General features: G+C 66.4%; 19 protein-coding genes. 12 read left to right on the top strand and 7 right to left on the bottom strand.

Features of this window, described 5'->3' with window-relative positions; translation table 11 throughout:
• Nucleotides 1-28: 28 nt before the first annotated feature.
• From WDLP6_RS05305 to msrA, 5 genes are all read left to right on the top strand, one after another.
• Nucleotides 29-658 carry a cytochrome b/b6 domain-containing protein gene (locus tag WDLP6_RS05305; protein ID WP_232076966.1) on the top strand — a complete coding sequence of 210 codons (630 nt, stop codon included), beginning with the start codon at nucleotides 29-31 and terminating at the stop codon, nucleotides 656-658.
• Entirely contained in the window at nucleotides 655-1,446 is a 792-nt protein-coding gene (locus WDLP6_RS05300) for a molybdopterin-binding protein (protein ID WP_162591511.1), read from the top strand. The genes WDLP6_RS05305 and WDLP6_RS05300 overlap by 4 nt, the downstream gene beginning before the upstream one ends.
• An 85-nt stretch (nucleotides 1,447-1,531) precedes the next feature.
• Nucleotides 1,532-1,789, top strand: coding sequence for a pentapeptide MXKDX repeat protein (locus WDLP6_RS05295; protein ID WP_162591510.1), 258 nt, complete (start codon nucleotides 1,532-1,534; stop codon nucleotides 1,787-1,789).
• A 32-nt stretch (nucleotides 1,790-1,821) separates the two neighbouring features.
• Nucleotides 1,822-3,120 (top strand): cytochrome c biogenesis protein DipZ, encoded by a 1,299-nt coding sequence (locus WDLP6_RS05290; RefSeq protein WP_162591509.1) that lies wholly within the window; start codon nucleotides 1,822-1,824, stop codon nucleotides 3,118-3,120.
• 20 nt (nucleotides 3,121-3,140) lie between these two features.
• Nucleotides 3,141-3,869 carry a peptide-methionine (S)-S-oxide reductase MsrA gene (msrA, locus tag WDLP6_RS05285; RefSeq protein ID WP_162594967.1) on the top strand — a complete coding sequence of 243 codons (729 nt, stop codon included), beginning with the start codon at nucleotides 3,141-3,143 and terminating at the stop codon, nucleotides 3,867-3,869.
• Between the two features lie 30 nt (nucleotides 3,870-3,899).
• On the opposite strand, the gene WDLP6_RS05280 is transcribed toward msrA, so the two are convergent.
• Nucleotides 3,900-4,241, bottom strand: coding sequence for a DUF805 domain-containing protein (locus tag WDLP6_RS05280; RefSeq protein ID WP_162591508.1), 342 nt, complete (start codon nucleotides 4,239-4,241; stop codon nucleotides 3,900-3,902).
• A gap of 193 nt (nucleotides 4,242-4,434) precedes the next feature.
• On the opposite strand from WDLP6_RS05280, the gene WDLP6_RS05275 reads away from it, so the two are divergent.
• The 6 genes from WDLP6_RS05275 (at nucleotide 4,435) to WDLP6_RS05250 (ending at nucleotide 10,883) form a co-directional block, all read left to right on the top strand.
• On the top strand, nucleotides 4,435-4,662 hold the full coding sequence (locus WDLP6_RS05275; protein WP_232076965.1) for a biotin/lipoyl-binding carrier protein: 228 nt from the start codon (nucleotides 4,435-4,437) through the stop codon (nucleotides 4,660-4,662).
• A gap of 28 nt (nucleotides 4,663-4,690) precedes the next feature.
• A complete protein-coding gene (locus tag WDLP6_RS05270) occupies nucleotides 4,691-5,467 on the top strand; it encodes a GntR family transcriptional regulator (RefSeq protein ID WP_162591507.1) in 777 nt (258 codons plus the stop codon).
• 91 nt (nucleotides 5,468-5,558) lie between these two features.
• Nucleotides 5,559-7,127: an acyl-CoA carboxylase subunit beta gene (locus tag WDLP6_RS05265; RefSeq protein WP_162591506.1), complete on the top strand. Its 1,569-nt coding sequence runs from the start codon at nucleotides 5,559-5,561 to the stop codon at nucleotides 7,125-7,127.
• Nucleotides 7,127-8,233, top strand: coding sequence for a tripartite tricarboxylate transporter substrate binding protein (locus WDLP6_RS05260; RefSeq protein WP_232077411.1), 1,107 nt, complete (start codon nucleotides 7,127-7,129; stop codon nucleotides 8,231-8,233). The genes WDLP6_RS05265 and WDLP6_RS05260 overlap by 1 nt, the downstream gene beginning before the upstream one ends.
• Nucleotides 8,230-9,507: a CaiB/BaiF CoA transferase family protein gene (locus tag WDLP6_RS05255; protein ID WP_162591504.1), complete on the top strand. Its 1,278-nt coding sequence runs from the start codon at nucleotides 8,230-8,232 to the stop codon at nucleotides 9,505-9,507. The genes WDLP6_RS05260 and WDLP6_RS05255 overlap by 4 nt, the downstream gene beginning before the upstream one ends.
• Complete coding sequence (locus WDLP6_RS05250; RefSeq protein WP_162591503.1) at nucleotides 9,507-10,883, top strand: acetyl-CoA carboxylase biotin carboxylase subunit; 1,377 nt, start codon at nucleotides 9,507-9,509, stop codon at nucleotides 10,881-10,883. The genes WDLP6_RS05255 and WDLP6_RS05250 overlap by 1 nt, the downstream gene beginning before the upstream one ends.
• A 57-nt stretch (nucleotides 10,884-10,940) precedes the next feature.
• Here the strand turns inward: WDLP6_RS05250 and pgi are convergent, their stop codons facing one another.
• Together pgi and tal are read right to left on the bottom strand one after the other, a co-directional pair.
• The gene (pgi, locus tag WDLP6_RS05245; RefSeq protein ID WP_162591502.1) at nucleotides 10,941-12,488 is read right to left on the bottom strand and encodes a glucose-6-phosphate isomerase; all 1,548 of its coding nucleotides are present in this window, start codon (nucleotides 12,486-12,488) and stop codon (nucleotides 10,941-10,943) included.
• Nucleotides 12,485-13,435, bottom strand: coding sequence for a transaldolase (tal, locus tag WDLP6_RS05240; protein ID WP_162591501.1), 951 nt, complete (start codon nucleotides 13,433-13,435; stop codon nucleotides 12,485-12,487). Before tal ends, pgi begins: the two co-directional genes overlap by 4 nt.
• 107 nt (nucleotides 13,436-13,542) lie before the next feature.
• On the opposite strand from tal, the gene WDLP6_RS05235 reads away from it, so the two are divergent.
• On the top strand, nucleotides 13,543-14,214 hold the full coding sequence (locus WDLP6_RS05235; protein WP_162591500.1) for a lipocalin family protein: 672 nt from the start codon (nucleotides 13,543-13,545) through the stop codon (nucleotides 14,212-14,214).
• Here the strand turns inward: WDLP6_RS05235 and WDLP6_RS05230 are convergent.
• The 4 genes from WDLP6_RS05230 to WDLP6_RS05215 are packed head-to-tail and all read right to left on the bottom strand — an operon-like array spanning nucleotide 14,190 to nucleotide 19,143.
• A complete protein-coding gene (locus WDLP6_RS05230; protein WP_162591499.1) occupies nucleotides 14,190-14,822 on the bottom strand; it encodes an HAD family hydrolase in 633 nt (210 codons plus the stop codon). The genes WDLP6_RS05235 and WDLP6_RS05230 overlap by 25 nt on opposite strands.
• Complete coding sequence (locus WDLP6_RS05225) at nucleotides 14,819-15,889, bottom strand: ABC transporter ATP-binding protein (protein WP_162591498.1); 1,071 nt, start codon at nucleotides 15,887-15,889, stop codon at nucleotides 14,819-14,821. Before WDLP6_RS05225 ends, WDLP6_RS05230 begins: the two co-directional genes overlap by 4 nt.
• Before the next feature lie 16 nt (nucleotides 15,890-15,905).
• Complete coding sequence (locus WDLP6_RS05220) at nucleotides 15,906-18,131, bottom strand: ABC transporter permease (protein WP_162591497.1); 2,226 nt, start codon at nucleotides 18,129-18,131, stop codon at nucleotides 15,906-15,908.
• Nucleotide 18,132: 1 nt separating this feature from the next.
• Complete coding sequence (locus WDLP6_RS05215) at nucleotides 18,133-19,143, bottom strand: ABC transporter substrate-binding protein (RefSeq protein ID WP_162591496.1); 1,011 nt, start codon at nucleotides 19,141-19,143, stop codon at nucleotides 18,133-18,135.
• Nucleotides 19,144-19,189 lie beyond the last annotated feature (46 nt).

The following is a 19,189-nucleotide window of genomic DNA, read 5'->3' as shown; positions in this document are numbered from 1 at the left end:
CCACCGGATGCGCCCAACAATGCGCCCCATGACCCGCAGCGACACCCCATCTGACCTCACGCCGATCCATCCGGCCTGGATGCGAATCGCCCATTGGCTCAACGCCCTGGCGGTGCTGGTGCTGGTCACCAGCGGCTGGCGCATCTACGACGCCTCGCCTTTCTTTCCGTTCGAGATCCCGGCCTCGATCACGCTCGGCGGCTGGCTCGGGGGGGCCCTGCAATGGCATTTCGCGGCGATGTGGCTGCTGGTTGCGAACGGCGTTGTCTACCTGGTTCTGAACCTCGTGAGCGGGCGACTCTGGCGCAAGTTCTTTCCACTGTCGATCGCCGGCATCTGGCACGACGCGATGGCGGCGTTGAAAGGCCAGCTCTCGCATGCCGACCCGCGCCGCTACAACAGCGTCCAGCGTGTCGCCTACCTGTTCGTGATGCTGGACATCACGCTGCTGGTGCTTTCGGGCCTGGTGCTGTGGAAGTCGGTGCAGTTTCCGCTCTTGCGCGAACTGCTGGGCGGCTACGACTTCGCGCGCCGCATCCACTTCGTTGCGATGGCGGCGCTGGTCGGCTTCGTGGCCGTGCACCTCGTCATGGTGGCGCTGGTGCCGCGCACCCTGCTCGCGATGCTGAGCGGCCGCGCCGGGAGGACCACCGCATGAAGCTCTTCAAGCGTCCCGCGCTCACCGGCGTGGACAGCGAGGCCGCACTGGCCGAAGCGCGCAAGCTGATCGCGCGCCGCGTCGACCAGCCGGCCCGCCGCGCCTTCCTGCAACGCTCGCTGACGATGGGCGGCCTGTCGTTGCTGAGCGGCTGCAGCATCACCGACAACGAGACAGTCGACGCGGCGCTCACGCGCATCTCGCGCTTCAACGACACGGTGCAGGGCTGGATCTTCGATCCGAACCGGCTGGCACCGACCTACCCCGACTCGATGATCACGCGCCCCTTTCCGTTCAATGCCTACTACGGCGAGGACGAGGTCCGCGTGATCGAGGAAGCGGGCTACAAGCTCGAAGTCACGGGCATGGTCGCCGACAAGCGCAGCTGGACCCTGGCCGAGTTGCGCGCGATGCCGCAGGAGGATCAGGTCACGCGGCACATCTGCGTCGAAGGCTGGAGCGCGATCGGCAAATGGGGCGGCGTGCGCTTCGCCGATTTCCTGCGCCGCATCGGCGCCGACACGAGCGCGAAATACGTCGGCTTCAAGTGCGCGGACGACTACTACACCAGCATCGACATGCCCACGGCGCTGCACCCGCAGACGCTGCTCACGCTGACCTATGACGGCCAGCCGCTGCCGCCGAAGTACGGCTTTCCGATGAAGCTGCGCATGCCGACCAAGCTGGGCTACAAGAACCCGAAGCACATCAAGGCGATCTTCGTCACCAACACCTACCCTGGCGGCTATTGGGAAGACCAGGGCTACAACTGGTTCGGCGGCAGTTGAGTCGAACGACTCGGCGCCGTTGACGCTCGCGGCCGTGTTCTCCCGAACGGGCCATTTGAAATCAAGACTCTTTGAGGACACTGAAATGAACAAGCTCACCGCAACCCTGCTGGCCGCCTGCATGGCCATCGGCTCCGTCTCGGCCTTCGCCGCGGACGAAATGAAGAAGGACGACGGCATGGCCAAGGACTCAATGAGCAAGGACGGCATGAAGAAGAATTCCATGGCGAAGGACTCGATGGCCAAGAACAGCATGATGAAGAAAGACTCGATGGCCAAGGACTCGATGTCGAAAGACAGCATGTCGAAGGACTCGATGGGCAAGGACGAGATGAAGAAGTAGCCGTCGTCGACGGGCTCCGTCGGAGGACTCTCATGATCTTTTTCATCCTGTCGTATCTGGCCGGAGCGCTGACGATCGTTGCGCCCTGCATCCTGCCCGTCCTTCCTTTCGTGTTCGCGCGCGTCGGCGAACCCTTCGTCCGCAGCGGGCTGCCGCTGCTGGCGGGCATGGCACTCAGCTTCGCGGGCGTCGGCACGCTCGCCGCCGTCGCCGGGAACTGGGCCGTCGAGGCCAACGGGTACGGCCGCATGGCGGCGATCGCACTGCTGGCGGCCATGGGCGTCGCGCTGATCGCGCCTCGCCTGGCGCAGCGCCTGACGGCGCCGCTGGTGAGTCTTGGTGCGCGGCTTTCCAACACGGCCAGCCGACGCTCGGCATCGACCGGGCATACGGTCCTCCCCTCTCTTTTGCTCGGCGTTGCGACCGGTCTTCTGTGGGCGCCCTGCGCCGGACCGGTGCTGGGACTGATCCTGACCGGCGCCGCACTGGAAGGCCCCGGCGTGCGGACCTCGCTGCTGCTGACCTATGCGGCCGGCGCCGTCACTTCGCTGGCCCTCGCGCTGCTGCTCGGCGGGCGCGTCTTCGCCGCGATGAAGCGCTCGCTGGGCATCGGCGAATGGCTTCGCCGGGGTCTGGGCGTCGCCGTGCTGGCAGGTGTGGCGGCCGTCGCACTCGGCCTCGACACCGGTGCACTCGCACGGCTTTCGGCCGATGGCGGCGGAACGTCGCTCGAAAAGCGCCTGCTCGAGCGCCTGCGCCCGCAGCCAGCCGAGCGCGCGTCGGCCGCAGCGTTCCGGGAACCGCCGGCACCTGGCGGTTTCATGAAGGTGCAGGCGAGCCGGTTCAACACAACGCTCGCGCCGCTTCCGGCGGAAGGAACGATGCCGCCGCTCGAGGGCGCCGTCGAGTGGCTCAACTCGCCGCCGCTCAGCGCCCAAGCGCTGCGTGGCAAGGTGGTGCTGGTCGACTTCTGGACCTTCTCGTGCGTCAACTGCCTGAACGCATTGCCGCATGTTCGCGAATGGAATCGCAAATACAAAGACCAGGGGCTCGTCGTGGTCGGCGTGCATGCGCCGGAGTTCGCGTACGAGAAAAACATCAACAATGTGAAGCGCGCGGTCAGCGATCTCGACGTGCAGTTCCCGGTGGCGATCGACAACAACTTCACCATCTGGCGCGCCTTCAACAACAACTACTGGCCGGCACACTACTTCATCGACGCCAAGGGCCGGATCCGTTTTCATCACTTCGGCGAAGGCGAATACCAGAAGTCGGAGCAGGTCATCCAGCAACTCCTCGAAGAAGCACACAAGGACGCAAAACCCGTATGAACACCCCGCAACACTCCACCATGCAACGCGTCGGCCAGCTGGCCACCCTGGCTCGGCGGCCGATGCTGGCCACGCTCGCGCTGCTCGGCGCGGCGGCGATCTGGCATGCCATCCCTTCCTTCGCCGCGGAACCGGCGGTGGTCATTCCCGCGCCTGTCGAAGACCTGGCGGCAGCGCCCGGCGCGAAGTCGCAGACCGCCGTGATCGCGGGTGGCTGCTTCTGGGGCGTGCAGGGCGTGTTCCAGCACGTCAAGGGCGTGAGCAGCGCTGTGTCCGGCTACGCGGGTGGAGACGCCAGCACGGCGAAATACGAGATGGTGGGCTCGGGTCGCACCGGCCATGCCGAGTCCGTGCGCATCACCTACGACCCGACGCAGGTCAGCTACGGCCGCCTGCTGCAGATCTATTTCTCGGTCGCCCACAACCCGACCGAACTCAACCGGCAGGGTCCGGACAGCGGCACGCAATACCGCTCGACGATCTTCGCGGCCGACGCCGATCAGGCGCGCATCGCCAGGAGCTACATCGCGCAACTCGACAAGGCCCGAGTCTTCGGCCAGCCGATCGCGACCACGGTCGAAACGCTCAAGGGCTTCTATCCGGCCGAGGGCTACCACCAGGACTACCTGGCGCACAACCCCGACCAGCCTTACATCGCGATCAACGATCTGCCGAAGATCGACAACCTGAAGCGCGTGTTCCCGGACCGCTATCGCGCCACGCCGGTGCTGGTGGGCACAGGCGCCTGAGCAACCGTCGCGGTCTGCGCCGCGCGGCCGTCAGACCGGCGTCGGCACCGGCGGCGCGCCGTAGGCGTTCGATTCGGGCTGGCTCGGCTGCACCATGAAGTAGAGCAGCACCAGGCCGACGAGCGGGATCAGTCCCAGCAGCAGCCACCAGCCGCTCTTGCCGATGTCGTGCAGCCGGCGCGCGCCGGCCGCCAGCATCGGCAGCAGGAAGGCCAGGATCACCAGCGCATAGACGATGTGATGAATGAAGCCGGACACGATGGCGAGCACCACGTAGGCCAGCACGAACCACCAATATTCGGGCCTCGACGCACGGCCTGAAAAGTCGACGTACTTGCTGAAGCAGGTCTGGATGGCCTGTTGAAAGTTCATGAACAACTCCTCTCGATAGTCCCACGGGAAAACCCCGGGGCATCATATCGGGAGGTGTGTCGATTTGTATGACCTTGCGCCCCCCGACGGGGTTGCTCGGAAAACCAGTGCGACTCGTCCTCGGCCTTCGCAGGTTCAATTGACACAAAGATTGTTAACAATCACAATGACGGCTATCTCAAAGGAGCCGTCATTGACCCAAGAAATCGAAGTCCTGAGCGAGGTCACGGGGACCGTATGGAAAGTCCTGGCGACACAGGGCCAGCGACTTGCCGAGGGAGACACGATCGCCATCATCGAATCGATGAAGATGGAAATCCCTGTCGAATCCCCCTTCGCCGGCACCATTCGGAAGCTGCTGGTATCCGAAGGACAGGCCGTTGCCGAAGGCGCCGTGCTCGCCGTCATCGAACGCGACTGATGAGCACATCCATCAGACTGGATCGACCATGACGCCCGAAGCCATCGACAAGTCGGAAGAATTCTTCAAGACATGGGAGAGCGCGGTGGCATTCCGTCTCTTCGCGGACTCGGAGCAACTCACGCTGACCGTGCCCGAACAAATCGCACTGGCCGTCGGCGACCAGATCATTTCCGGGGACCTTCCGCCGGGCTCTCGCATCATCGAGGCCGAGCTGTCTGCCAAGTTCCAGGTGAGTCGCGGCCCGGTGCGCGATGCCATTCGCGTCCTGGAGCGCGAGGGGCTGGTGACTGTTCTGGCGCGCCGCGGGGCGATCGTCACCGAACTGACGGCGGACGAGATCCGGGAAATCTTCGAGATCCGGGCAGGCCTGCTCGAGATCGTGGCGCGCAAGGTCGCGGAGCGCCGCGATCCCGGACTGCTCGAAATGCTCAAGGTCGGTGTCGGCCGACTCGAATACCTGGCCAACAAGCCGGATGACCGCGGCGAGTATGCCGAAACCGGCTACAGGCTCACGATCTTCAGCGTGCGTTCGTGCGGCAACCAGCGTCTGGCCCGGATGCTGGCGGGATTGAGTCTGCAAACCCTTCGCTATTCCAAGCTGGGCCTGGCCAGTCGCGAACGCCGCCTTCAATCGGCCGCCATCTGGCGGCGCGCCGTCAACGCCCTGGCCAGGGGCGATACAGAAAAATTCGTGCGATTGCAGCGACAACGTGTCGAGGAGTCGGGCGCCGAAGCCGTGAGCATCCTGAGCACTCGCCCGATGGCCGGTCGCCGCGCCGCCTCGCCTGCACCGGTGGTCTGAATTCAGCTGAAACCCTGTCGGCTGCCGCAGCACGCCTGTTGCGGCAGGGACCGGCTCGTTTCGTTTTTGTCGGATATGGAAGGATCAAGAAATGACCTGGAGACCTGAAGTCGAGGAAATCCACCGCCGTCGCCAGATGGCCGAGGACTGCGGCGGTACCGTTGCGGTGGAAAAGCACCACGCCGCCGGAAAGCTGACGGTTCGCGAACGCATCGAACGTCTGCTCGACAAGAGGTCGTTCCGCGAAGTGGGCAAGCTGGCCGGGAAAGCAAGCTATGCGGCGGACGGAACGCTCGCCAGTTTCGAGCCGGCTCCCTATGTCATGGGCCTTGGCGCCATCGATGGCCGCCCGGTGGCGGTCGGCGGCGAGGACTACACCATCCGCGCGGGAACCGGCTTCGGCAGCGACCGCCGCAAAGGAGGTCAAGGCGGCTTTGTCGAAGACCTGGCGCACGAGTACCGTATCCCGCTGGTCAACCTGGTCGACGGTACGGGAGGTACCGTGAACACCGTCAAGCGAAAAGGCTACTCGGTATGGCCGGGTTACGGCATGGACGGCTTCGAGCGCTCCGCCTCCCTGCTCGGCGAGGTTCCCGTGGTGAGCGCGATCATGGGGTCGGTGGCCGGGGGTCCGGGAGGACGCGCATTGATGGCCCACTGGTCGATCATGGTGCGGGACACCAGCCAGATCTTCGCCGCAGGGCCACCGGTGGTGGAGCGCGCATTCGGCGTCAAGCTGCATAAGAACGACCTGGGCGGCGCGAAGATCGCCGTGGACACGGCCGGCACCATCGACAACGCGGCCGCCAGCGAGGACGACTGCCTGCGCCAGATCAGGACCTTCCTCTCCTACATGCCGCAGAACGTGTGGGAGCTGCCACCTTCGATCGCGCCCACGGACCAGCCCGATCGATGCGAAGAAGCGCTGCTGAGCATCGTGCCGCGGTCCGAGCGGCAGGCCTACAACATGCGCAAGCTGGTCGGCATGGTGGTGGACAAGGACTCGGCGTTCGAGATCCAGCCCACATTCGGCCGCGCTGTCATCACCTCGCTCGCTCGCATGAATGGCCATGTCGTCGGCGTCGTTGCCAACAACCCGATGGTGGGCGGCATCGTGGATGTCAAGACGGCGCGCAAGCAGACGCATTTCATCAGCCTCTGCGATTCCTTCAACATTCCGCTGATCTTCTTTGTCGACGTGCCTGGCCTGCTCATCGGCGTCGACTCCGAGTCCGAAGCCATCATGCGTTTCGGCATTCAACAGCGCTATGCACTGGCAAAGGCCACGGTTCCCATCTACACCGTGCTGGTGCGCAAGTGCTTCGGGGTCGCGGGCGGCAGCGTGTTCGATCGCGCCGGACTCAACTTCAAGATCGCATGGCCTTCGGCCAGCTGGGGCTCTTTGCCCATCGAAGGTGGCGTGAAGGCGGCCTACCGGCGCGAGATCGAGGCCGCACCCGATCCGGCAGCGCGCGAGGCCGAGATCGAAGCCGAATTGCGCGCCTTGTCTTCTCCTTTCCGCACGGCCGAGGCATTCGCGGTGGAGGACTTGATCGACCCGCGGGAAACGCGTCCGTACCTGTGTCAATTCATCGACGCCGCGCAAAGTCGGCTGCGCACCCAGCTCGGACCGAAATTGCGGGCTGGCGTCAGTCCTTGATGCCAGACCCGGCGCGTTGTTCAAACTTATTCACTGTGGAGCGAGACATGAAAGATTCAGAAGCCAAGGCAGGATCCGCAACACCGATCGACCCGCGCCGCCGGCGCGTTTGTGGCGCGCTCGGTGGATGGGGGGTCGCCGCATTGGGCGCCCTGCAATGGCCGGCCCATGCGGCAGCGCCCTGGAAGCCCGATGCGGGCGTGGAGTTCGTCGTGCCTGCGGGCCCCGGCGGTGCTCTGGACCAGGTCGGCCGCGCGATGAAGCAGTACTACGACCAAAGCGGCGCAGCGCCCGGCAAGCCCTTCCTGGTGTCCAACAAGCCGGGCGCCAACGGCAAGATCGCTTTCGATGTGCTGATGCAGCATCCCAGAGACCCGCACTATCTTTCGATCAACACGCACGGATACATCGCCAGCTATCTCACGGGGAACCTGGACATCCTCCCCCACCGCGACCTCCAGACCATCGCGGTGCTGCAGGAAGAATTCCTGATCCTCGCGGTGCGTGCCGACTCACCGTTCAAGGATCTGCAGGCGCTCCTGGCTGCACTGCGCGCCGATCCCGCCAGCCAACGCCTGGCGGTGGCCACCAGCATCGGCAACCACATCCACATCGGAACCGCCAAGGCCCTGAAAGCAGGCGGCGTCGATGTGTCCAAACTGGTCGTGGCGCCCTTCAGGTCGTCGATGGACTCGATCGTGGCCCTCGTGGGCGGACAGCTCGAAATGGTGGCCGCAACGACACCCAACGCGCTGGCCATGATGCAGGCAGGAAGGATCCGATTGCTCGCCGTCAGTTCGGACACTCGCCTGGGCGGCGCCTTCGCAGGCGTCCCGACCTGGCGCGAAAGCGGCGTCGATACGAGCTTCCATTCGGCGCTGGGAATTGTCGGCCCCAAGGGTCTTGCCCCGGAACAGATCGCCTTCTGGGAAAACGTCTGTCGCCAGATGGTGGCGACCACCGCGTGGAAGCGACTCGTCGAACTCAATCAGAGCAAGTCGCTGTTCATTCCGCATGCCCAGGCGACCGAGTACTACGAGAAGGAATACCAATCGATGCTCTCGACCGTGCGCGAGATCGGCCTGCTGGCGAAAGGAATCTCATGACAACCCAAGCACCGTCCGACAAGAGCGGCCCGTTGTCGGGCTATCGCGTCCTCGAGCTCTGCTCCACCGTCTCCGGCCCCGCCTGCGCCAGGCTGCTGGGGGATTTCGGTGCCGACGTGATCAAGGTCGAACCCCCTGGCGGCGACCCGCTGCGCAGCATGGGCAAGCATGCCGGCGACATATCGTTGTACGCCGCAACGATCCTGCGCAACAAGCGTTCGATCTCCGTCGACCTGAAACATCCCAAAGGCCGGCAACTCGTTCGCGAGCTTGCATTGAAATGCGATCTGCTGGTCGACAGCTACCGGCCCGGCGTGATGGAACGGCTGGGCCTGGGCTACGAAGAGCTCTCGAAGGAAAACCCCGGACTCGTGATGGTGCGCATCTCCGGATATGGCCAATCCGGACCGTACAGCCAACGGCCCGGTTACGGCGCCATCTGCGAGGCCATGGCCGGCGTTCGCAACCTCATCGGCGATCCGGACCGGCCGCCCGCGCGCGTGGCGGTGGCCGCCACCGACTACCTCACGGCGGTGTTTGCCGCATTCGGTGCCGTCACGGCGCTGCTGGCGCGCAAGAAGACCGGCCGCGGGCAGGTCGTCGATGCAGCCCTCTACGAAGCCGCATTCACGCAGATGGAGGCCTACGTCCCGGCATTCGAGACGACCGGCTACGTCCCTCAGCGCGTGGGACCCAACCTGCCGAACATGGCGCCCAACAGCCTGTACCCGACGCGGGACGGCGGCTATGTGCTCATCGCCGCCAACAGCGACGCCACCTTCGAGCGCCTGATTCTCACGATGGGACAGCCCGAGCTCAAGGACGATCCCTTGTTGTGCTCCATCCGTGCGCGCGGCAACAATATTCCATATTGCAACGAGGTCGTGTCCGCCTGGACACGACAGCACGACGGACCCGATATCGAAAGAATGCTCCTGGCGGCGGAGGTGCCCGTGTCGCGTGTCTACACGATGCCCGATATCTTTGCCGATCCGCATTTCGCCGCACGCGGCATGCTGACGCGCGTCCCGCATCCTCAACTCGGCGAGCTGGTGCATCCGGGGATCGTGCCGCGCCTTTCGGACACGCCGGGACGCATCGTGAAGAGCGGTCCTGACCTGGGGCAGGACACCCGTTCGATCCTGTCCGACGAGCTGGGATTCAGCGAGACGGAGATCGACGACCTGCTCGATCAGAAGATCGTCTACGGCATGGCGGCGTCCAGCGACCCGGCCAGCCACGAGGCCCATGCAAGCAAGCTGGAGACAAACTGATGTTCAACAAGATCCTCGTCGCCAATCGTGGTGCCGTGGCGGCACGGGTGCTGCGCGCGTGCCGGAAACTCGGCATTCCCACGGCGGTGGTCTACTCCGAAGCCGATCGTGATCTTCCCTATCTGGCGGCGGCCGACGAGCGCCATGAGATCGGTCCGGCGCCGGCGGCGGAAAGCTATCTTCATCAGGACCGTCTGCTCGACGTGCTGCGTCGCTCCGGTGCCGATGCCCTGCACCCGGGATACGGTTTCCTTTCGGAGAACGCGGCCTTCGCCGAAAAGGTGGAGGCGGCCGGCGCCACCTTCATCGGCCCCAGTCCGAAGTGGCTCGCCGCGATGGGCCACAAGACCCGCGCACGCGAGCTGATGGCGAGCCACGGCTTGCCCATGGGCGCCAGCTCGAAGCTCCTCGGCGCGGACATGGCAGCCAATCTGAAAGAAGCCGAGCGCGTGGGCTATCCGGTCCTCATCAAGCCGGCCGGCGGCGGAGGCGGCATCGGCATGATCGCCGCGCACAGCCCCGCCGACCTGCCCAAGGCGCTGGAAGGTGCACGCTCCCTGTCGAGCCGCAGCTTCGGCAGCGTCGACATCTACCTGGAGCGGCTGGTGCAGCGACCCCGGCACATCGAGTTCCAGATCCTGGCCGATCGGTATGGCCATGTGCGTCATCTCTTCGAGCGTGACTGCTCCGTGCAGCGGCGCCACCAGAAAGTCGTGGAAGAGGCCTGTGCTCCGAACATCCCGCGCGCCATGCTCGACGCTGCCGCGGAGCGCATTGCGGCCGTGCTGGGGTCCCTGCGTTATGACGTGATCGGCACGGTGGAAACGCTCTACGACACCCAGACTGGCGAGTTCAATTTTCTGGAGGTCAACACGCGCCTGCAGGTGGAGCATGCCGTGACCGAGGAGGTCACGGGCATCGATCTGGTGACGTCGCAGATTCGACTCGCGGCCGGCGAGCGTTTGAGCGAAGTCCTGCCCGATACCGTGGCGATCCAGGGGCATGCCGTGCAGGCGCGCATCTATGCCGAGGATCCCGTGCGCTTCTACCCTTCTCCGGGGCTGCTCGAACTGCTGGAGTTTCCGAGCGCCGAAGGTGTGCGGCTGGAGACGGGCTATGCCACCGGATGCCGCGTCACGCCCCACTACGACCCCATGATCGCGAAGATCATCGCGCGCGGCCGGAATCGGGATGAAGCCATCGCCCGGCTGGACACGGCGCTGGAAGGCAGTCGGATTCGTGGCGTCAAGACGAACATTCCATTCATTCGCCAAGTGCTCGCGAGCGAGTCATTCAAGTCGGGCGCGGTCCACACGGACATCGCCGCGGACGTTCTTCGCGAGGCGGCAAATCGTACGGCCGCGGTCGCTTCGTAGCAGCGCGGGCGCTGCGCGTCCTCGGCGCATCGCGGAACAGGACGCCGCGCGATCCAGCTAGCTCAGTCGCCGGAGCAGGCCCGCCGTCGAGGCGTCCAGCCCCTGCAGATCGCCGGAGGCAAGACGCGGCTCGATGTCCCTGGCCAGCACCTTGCCGAGTTCCACGCCCCACTGGTCGAAGCTGTTGATGCCCCAGACTGCGCCGCTCGTGAACACGCGGTGCTCGTAGAGCGCGATGAAGGCGCCCAGCGTCTCGGGCGTGAGTTTCTCGAGCACGAAGAAAGTGCTCGGCCGGTTGCCGGGAAAATTCCGCGCGCCGTTGTCGTCGTGCTTGCCCACCATCAGCGCCTGGGCCTGCGCGATCGCATTGGCCAGCAGCTTGGGATGATGGCCTTCGAGTTCGTGCGCCGCATCGCGCACCGCCATGAACTCCAGCGGCACCACGTCCGTGCCCTGGTGCAGCATCTGGAAATACGCATGCTGGCCGTTGGTCCCGGGCTCGCCCCACAGCACGGGCGAAGTGCCGAAGGACAGCGGCTCGCCACCGGCATCGACCTGCTTGCCGTTGCTTTCCATCTCGAGTTGCTGAAGGTAGGCCGGAAGCCGCTTGAGCGCACTGTGGTACGGCGCGATGCTGCGGCTCGTGAAGCGATGGAAGTTGCGATACCAGACATCGAGCAGGCCCAGGCGCACCGGCAGGTTCTGTTCCAGTGGCGCGGTGCGGAAGTGCTCGTCCATCGCATGCGCGCCGGCGAGCAGGCTGCGAAAGCCTTCGGCGCCGATCGCCAGCGCGATCGGCAGCCCGATCGCCGACCACAGCGAATAGCGGCCGCCGACCCAATCCCAGAAGCCGAAGGTGGTCTCGATGCCGAAGGCGCGCGCGGCCTCGACGTTGGTGGTGAGCGCGGCGAAGTGGCGCGCGATGTCGACGCCGCCGGACTGCTCGAACCAGCGCCTGGCCGACTGCGCATTGGTCATGGTCTCGGCAGTGGTGAAGGTCTTCGAGGCGATCAGGAACAGCGTGTGTTCCGGCGCCAGGCCGCGCAGCACGCCGGCCAGCTCATGCCCATCGACATTCGAGACGAAGTGGAAGCGCTTGCCCGGCGCGACATGCGCATCGAGCGCCAGCACGGCCATCTGCGGCCCGAGGTCGGAGCCGCCGATGCCGATGTTGACCACGTCGGTGATCGTGTGGTCGGAGCGCACCGTCTCGGCATACGCGAGCATCGCATCGAGGGTGGTGTGCACGTCGCGCAGCGCACCGGCCAGCTCGGCGGGCACCGGCGCCGAAGCCGGGCAGCGCAGCAGCGTGTGGAGCACGGCCCGGTCTTCGGTGGTGTTGATGTGCCGGCCGGCAAACATGGCGGCGCGATGCGCCTCGAGCTCGGTTTCGCGCGCGAGCGCGAAGAGCAGCGCTTCGGTCTGCGCATCGAGCAGGTTCTTGGACAGATCGGCGAAGAGGTGCGGCGCGGACTGGCTCAGGGTTTCGCAGCGCTTTGCATCCGCCGCGAAGGCCTGCCGCAGATCGAAGCTGCGGCCCTGGGCGTCGTAGTGCGCCTGCAGCTTCTTCCAGGCGGCGGTGCGGTCGCAGCGGGGTCGGGTCATGACGCCTCCATCAGCTTCTCGAGCTTCACCGCATCGGCCGCGAAGGCGCGAATGCCTTCGGCGAGCTTCTCGGTGGCCATCGCATCCTCGTTGAGGGCGAAGCGGAACGCCGCCTCGTCGAGCGTCTGCAGCGGCATGTCGCGCCCGCCCGCGGCGCCGGCATCGAGCGCATGGGCGAGCGGCGCCTCGCTGCCGGCCAGCTGCGCCAGCAATTCGGGGCTGATGGTCAGCAGGTCGCAACCGGCCAGGGCCGCGATCTGGCCGACGTTGCGAAAGCTCGCGCCCATGACCTCGGTCGCGATGCCATGCTGCTTGTAGTAGCCGAAGATCTCGCGCACCGATTTCACGCCGGGGTCGTTGGCGCCCGCGTTGGCGGCCTCGTCCCACTGGCTGCCGGCGGACTTCTTGTACCAGTCGTAGATGCGGCCGACGAAAGGCGAGATCAGCCGCACTTTCGCGGCACCGCAAGCCACCGCCTGCGCGAACGAGAACAGCAGCGTGAGATTGGTGTGGATGCCTTTCTGTTCGAGCTGGCGCGCGGCCTCGATGCCTTCCCAGGTGGAGGCCACCTTGATCAGCACGCGCTCGCCGACGTCGATGCCTTCGGCGCGGTACAGCGCCACGATGCGGTCGGCGCGCCGGATCGTCGCCGCCGTGTCGAAGCTCAGCCGCGCATCGACCTCGGTCGAGACGCGCCCCGGAATGATCGACAGGATCTCGGTGCCGAAGCGCACCAGCAGCCGGTCGATCAGCTCGTCGATGGGCAATCCCTTGTATTTCCTGACGGCGTCATCGAGCAGGGGCCGGTAGTCGGCTTTCTGCACCGCCTTCAGGATGAGCGAAGGGTTGGTGGTGGCGTCTCGCGGCTTGAACTGGGCGAGCTGGCGGAAATCACCGGTGTCGGCCACCACGGTGGTCCATTGGCGGAGGGCGTCGAGTTGGTTCATGCGGCCATTATCCCGCCGCAACACTACAGGGCGTGTCGTCCGTGGCTGACGAAATGCGCGGCGAGGCGGCCCTATGTTGGCGCTTTGACAGTCCCTCGGAGAACCCCATGCCCCTGCGCAAACACCGGACGCCACCCTCGCCAGCCGCCTTCGACGACCGCGCCTACAGCGCGTCGATCGGTACGCTGGCGACGGCCTTCTGCGTCGGCGGCGCGTTGACGCTGCTGGCACTCCACACGGCCCGGACGGCACGCGCCGACCGGATCGGCGGCCCGCCCGACGGCGCACCGTTGATGCGCGCGCCGCTGCAGGTGGTGGCGCCGGTCGACCTCCATCGCTACGCGGGCCTGTGGCATGAACAGGCACGCTTGCCGAACCGTTTCCAGAAGCAATGCGCCGGCCCGGTCAGCGCCGAGTACACGCCGATGCCGGACGGCACGGTCGAGGTGCGCAACCGCTGCATCCTGCCGGACGGCAGCTTCGATGAGTCGATCGGTTCGGCGCGCGTGGTGCCGGTCGCGGGCCAGCCCGGCGCGGGGCGGCTCGAAGTGCGCTTCGCGCCCGAATGGCTGGGCTGGCTGCCGGCGGTGTGGGGCGACTACTGGATCCTGAAGCTCGATCGCGCGTACCAGGTGGCGCTGGTGGGCACGCCGAATCGCAAGTACCTGTGGGTGCTGTCGCGCGCGCCGCGCCTCGACGATGCGGCACTCGAAGCCGAACTCGACTATGCGCGCACGCTCGGTTTCGACGTCGATCAGGTCGAGCGCACCGGCAGGTAGGCCGCGAGCTGCGCCGGCACGGCGCTCGGCGTCTCGCAATGGATGGCGTGCCATCCCATCTCGCGTGCAGCGACGACGTTGGGCAGCGAGTCGTCGATGAAGACGGTCTGTTCGGCGGCCAGCCGGTAGCGCGTGGCCAGCAGCGTGTAGATCTCGGGCTGCGGCTTGATCATCTTCACGTCGCCCGAGAAGATCCCGCCGTCGAACCAGCGAAAGAAGGCATGGCGCACTTCGAGCACGCGCGCGTAGGGCGAGGGCATGTTCGACAGGTAGTACAGCCGCAGGTCCTCGCCCGCGTCGCGGCGCGCGCGCAGCTGGTCCAGCAACTCGAGCGTGGGGGCGATCGGCTCCAGCCGCTCGCCCATCGGCGCGAGCGCCGCTTCGAGCCGATCGACCGGCAGCGAAAGGCGCAGCGCCATGCGGCCGATCGCATCGTCCAGGCTGTGCGTGCCGCGGTCGAAGCCCAGCCAGTCCTCGTGGTGGAACATCTGCCGTGCCAGCGCGTGCGCGGCTTCCGCCGTCGGCGCGAGGTGCGCGAACTGCGTCTGCACCAGCGGCACCGGCTCCCAGGTCAGGAGCACGGCACCCAGGTCGAAGACGATGTTCATGCGCCGGATACCGCAGGCACGTCCGCCGCGACCGGCACCACCGACACGCCATGGTTGGCGAGCGACAGCGTCGTCTGCGCGCCGGCCGCGAGCGGTCTCGACAGGTCGGCCGAGACCACGAACACGGCGCCCAATGCGGTGTCGAACACGTATTCGTGGAAACTGCCCAGGTAGGCCGCCTTGCGCAAGGTGGCCGGCAGGCCGATCGCGGCACCGATCTGCCAGGCCTCGGGGCGCACTGCCACCTTGACCACGCCCGGCGCGATGTCGTAGCGCGCAGGCAGCGTGAGCGGGCCGAGCTCGACGCGGCCCTCGGGCTGCGCCACCGCGGGGAACACCATCGCCTCGCCCATGAAGCCGGCGACGAACTCGCTCTCGGGGTGGCCATAGAGCTGTTCGGGCGTGCCGCGCTGCGCGATCACGCCGTGGTCCATCACGATGATCTGGTCGCTGACGGCCAGCGCCTCGCTCTGGTCGTGCGTGACGTAGGCGACCGTGAGCTGCAAACGCTGCTGCAGCGCGCGGATCTCCTCGCGCATCTCGCGCCGCAGCCGGGCATCGAGGTTCGACAGGGGCTCGTCGAACAGCAGCACGGCCGGCTCCAGCACCAGTGCGCGGGCCAGGGCCACGCGCTGCTGCTGGCCGCCGGAGAGCTCGCTCGGCAAACGCGCGTCGAAGCCGACCAGCCCGACGCCCCTGAGCGCATCGCGCGCGCGCGCCGCGGCCGCGTCCTTGCGCACGCCGCTCATGCGCAGGCCGTAGCTCACGTTCTCGATCACGTTCATGTGCGGGAACAGCGCGTAGCTCTGGAACATCATGCTCACGTTGCGCTCGGCCGGGCCCAGCGTGGTGACGTCGCGCCCGCCCATGAGGATCGAGCCCGAGGTCGGCGACTCGAGGCCGGCGATCATGCGCAGCGTGGTCGTCTTGCCGCAGCCCGAGGGGCCGAGGATGGTGGTCAGCGTACCGGCCGGCACCTCGAAGCTGATGCCCTTGACCGCCAGCGGCGCACTCGCGTCGCTGCCGTAGCGCTTGGTGACGTTGCGGAACTCGATGCCGTTGCTCATTGTTTCTTCCGTGTGTTCAGTGGGCCGGCACCACGAGGGCCGGACCGGCGGCCTTGCGGCGTCCGAGCTTGCGCTCGCCGACCACGAATTGCACCCCCGCGATCGCGAGCGACATCAGGATCATCAGCACCGTGCAGTAGGCCAGCGCCAGGCCGTAGTCGCCGTTGCCGACGCGGCCGATGATGTAGGTGGTCGCGAGCTCGTTCTCGGCCGTGACCAGGAAGATCACGGCGCTGACGGTCGTCATCGCGCGCACGAAGCTGTAGATCAGCGCGGCGACCAGCGCCGGCTTCAGGAGCGGCAGCACCACCTTGAACAAGGTCTGCGAGGTCGAGGCGCGCAGCATCAGCGAGGCCTCGTCGAGCGAGCGGTCGAGCTGCTTGAAGGCCGCCGTGCCCGCGCGCACGCCGACCGGCAGATTGCGGAACATGAAGCACAGCACGATGATCAGGCCGGTGCCCGTCAGTTCCAGCGGCGGCACGTTGAAGGCCAGGATGTAGCTCACGCCGAGCACCGTGCCCGGAATCGCGAAGGCCAGCAGCGCCGCGAACTCGAAGGCGCCCTGCCCCTTGAATTCGTTGCGCGCCAGCAGCCACGCGATCAGCAGACCGAGGCCGGCGGTGATCGGCGCCGAGATGGCCGCGAGCTTGACGGTGGTGATCAGCGAATTCCACGCCGTGCCGGCCCACACCAGCCCGAACTTGCCCCATTCGAGCGCGAAGGCGTTGTGGAAATGATCGAGCGTGAAGGTGTAGTCGCGGCCCCAGGTGCGCACGAAGCCGCCCGCGAACGCGAACAGGTACACCACCACCGTGAATGCGACCCACGGCAGCGCGATGCAGTAGATGGTGCGGCGCACGCCGTTCGGCAGCGGCATCGCGATGCCGGCATCGCCCTTGCCACTTACCGTGGTGTAGTTCTGCTTGCCCAGCACCCAGCGTTGCAGCGCGAACACGCCGAGCGCGAAGATCGTGAGCACCCAGGCCAGCGATGCGGCGCGGCCCTGGTCGTACTGCGCACCGACGATCGCGAAGAAGATGTCGGTCGACAGCACATTGAACTGGCCGCCCACCACCACGGGATTGCCGAAGTCCGCGATGCTTTCGATGAAGCCGACCAGGAAGGCATTGGCCAGGCCCGGCTTGAGCAGCGGCAGCGTGATGGTGACGAAGGTGCGCCACCGGCTCGCACGCAGCATCTGCGCGGCCTCTTCGAGGCTCGGCGCCACGCCCTGCACCACGCCGCGCATGATCATGAACGCGATCGGCGTGAATGCGAACAGCTGCGCGACGAGGATGCCCGGCATGCCGTAGAACCAGCGCGTGGGCTCGATGCCGAAGCTGCTTTCGAGCAGCTGGTTGACGACGCCCGCACGCCCGAACAGCAGGATCAGGCCCAGCCCGACGACGAAGGGCGGCGTGATGATCGGCAGCAGCGCGAGCACCTTGAGCGGTCCTTGCCAGCGCTTGCCGCCGCGCTCGGCCATCAGCGCCATCAGGGTGCCGAGGAAGGTGGTGCCGGTGGCCGTGATCAGGGCCAGCGCCAGCGTGTTCCAGGCGACGCCGCAGCGCACGCCACCGCCCAGGCACTCGAGACCCCAGACCCGGTCGGTGCCGATGCGGGCCCAGAAGGCATTCAGCGACGCGTGCCCGTCTTCATTGAGAAAGGCGCCCGCGAGCGCCTTGCTCACGGGATAGGCGATGAAGAGCGCCATCAGCACGCCGCAGCCGATCACCGCGGCCGAGACGAACAGGTCGCCTTTGAAGAAGCCGAGCCGCGCGAGCCCGAAGGCCGCGAGCAGGATCAGCGCCGCGAGCGCGACGAAGCCGCCCGCACCGATGCCGAACTGGTTGCCCGCGAGCTCGCCGAAAGCGCTGTTGAGCCATGCGAAGCTCCAGCCGCGCGCACCGATCGTGAAGCCGCTGAGCGCGAGGCCGATGGCGCCGATCGCGCCGCCGGCCAACAGCCACCGGCCCTGCGCGCGTCCCGGGCGCAGCAAGCCGCCGAGCACGCACAGTGCGAGGCCGAACAGGCCGACGAAGAGCCAGCTGCGCCCCTGCTGCAACGCCTGCATGACGCCGTCGGCACCCTCGGCCTGGCCGAAGACCTGCGGCAGGGCTTCGTACCAGGCGGTGTCCTGGATCGCATACCAGGGCAGCGCGACGTAGCCGACGAGCCCGGCCGCGATGCACGCCCAGATGGACGCGTTGGGCCGCCGTTGTCCTCCCGAAGCGATCGGCACGCTAGTGCGGCAGCGAGTTGACGTCCTTCTCCCAGCGCGCGATCAGGCGCCGGCGCTCGTTGCTCTCGCCGTACTTCTTGTAGTCGTAGTTGATCATCTTGATCTTCTTGAAGTCCGGCACGTTCGGGTCCACCGGCGTGGCCTTGTTCGACGGCAGCTGGTATTGCTTGGACGCGGCGCCGAAGGTCTGGGCCTGCGGCGTGAGCGCCCATTCGTAGAACTTCTTGGCCTGCTCGAGATTGCGTGCGCCCTTGACGATGCTCATGGAGCCGATCTCGGCGCCGGTGCCCTCGGAGGGGGTGGTGGTCTCGACCGGGAAGCCCTGCATCTTTTCCTGCGGCGCATCGTGGATGAAGCTGATCGACACCGCCGTCTCACCGCGTGCCACCGCCTTGATCGGGCCGGTGCCCGAGCGCGTGTACTGGCTGACGTTCTTGTGCAGGCCCTTGAGGTAGTCGAAGGCCTTGTCCTCCCCCATCAATTGCACCAGTGTCGCGATCATGGTGTAGGCGGTGCCGCTCGATGCCGGGTTGGCAACCTGGATGTCGCCCTTGTATTCGGGCTTGAGCAGGTCGGCCCAGCTGCGCGGAATGTCCATCTTCTTTTTCTTGATCAGCTCGGTGTTGTAGCCGAAGCCCAGCGGTCCGGAGTAGATGCCGACGGTCCTGTAGCCCGACTGCTGCGCCTGCTGCTGCGCCCACGGGTACAGCTGCGTCAGCGTGGGCGACTTGTATTCGATCGTGAGGCCGAGCTCGGCGGCCTGCAGATGCGGATCGCCGGTGCCGCCGAACCAGACGTCGGTCTTGGGGTTTTCCTTCTCGGCGATCAACTGCGCGAGCGCCTCGCCCGAACCCTTCAGCGCGATGTTGAGCTTGACGCCGGTGGTCTTCGCATAGACGGTAGCGATCATGTTGCACCAGTCGGCCTGCACCGAGCAGATGACGTTGACGGTCTGCGCCGACGCGGCGGCCGAGAGGCCAGCCAGGGCCGCCAGGACGAACAGCTTCTTCATGTGATGACCTCGCTCATGAAACAAAAAAGGCCCCGCGGGCCTGCAT

It is taken from the genome of Variovorax sp. PBL-E5 (assembly GCF_901827185.1).
Taxonomy (GTDB): domain Bacteria; phylum Pseudomonadota; class Gammaproteobacteria; order Burkholderiales; family Burkholderiaceae_C; genus Variovorax.
Note: the sequence above shows the minus strand (reverse complement) of the source record. Positions and strands in the feature narration are given on the sequence as shown.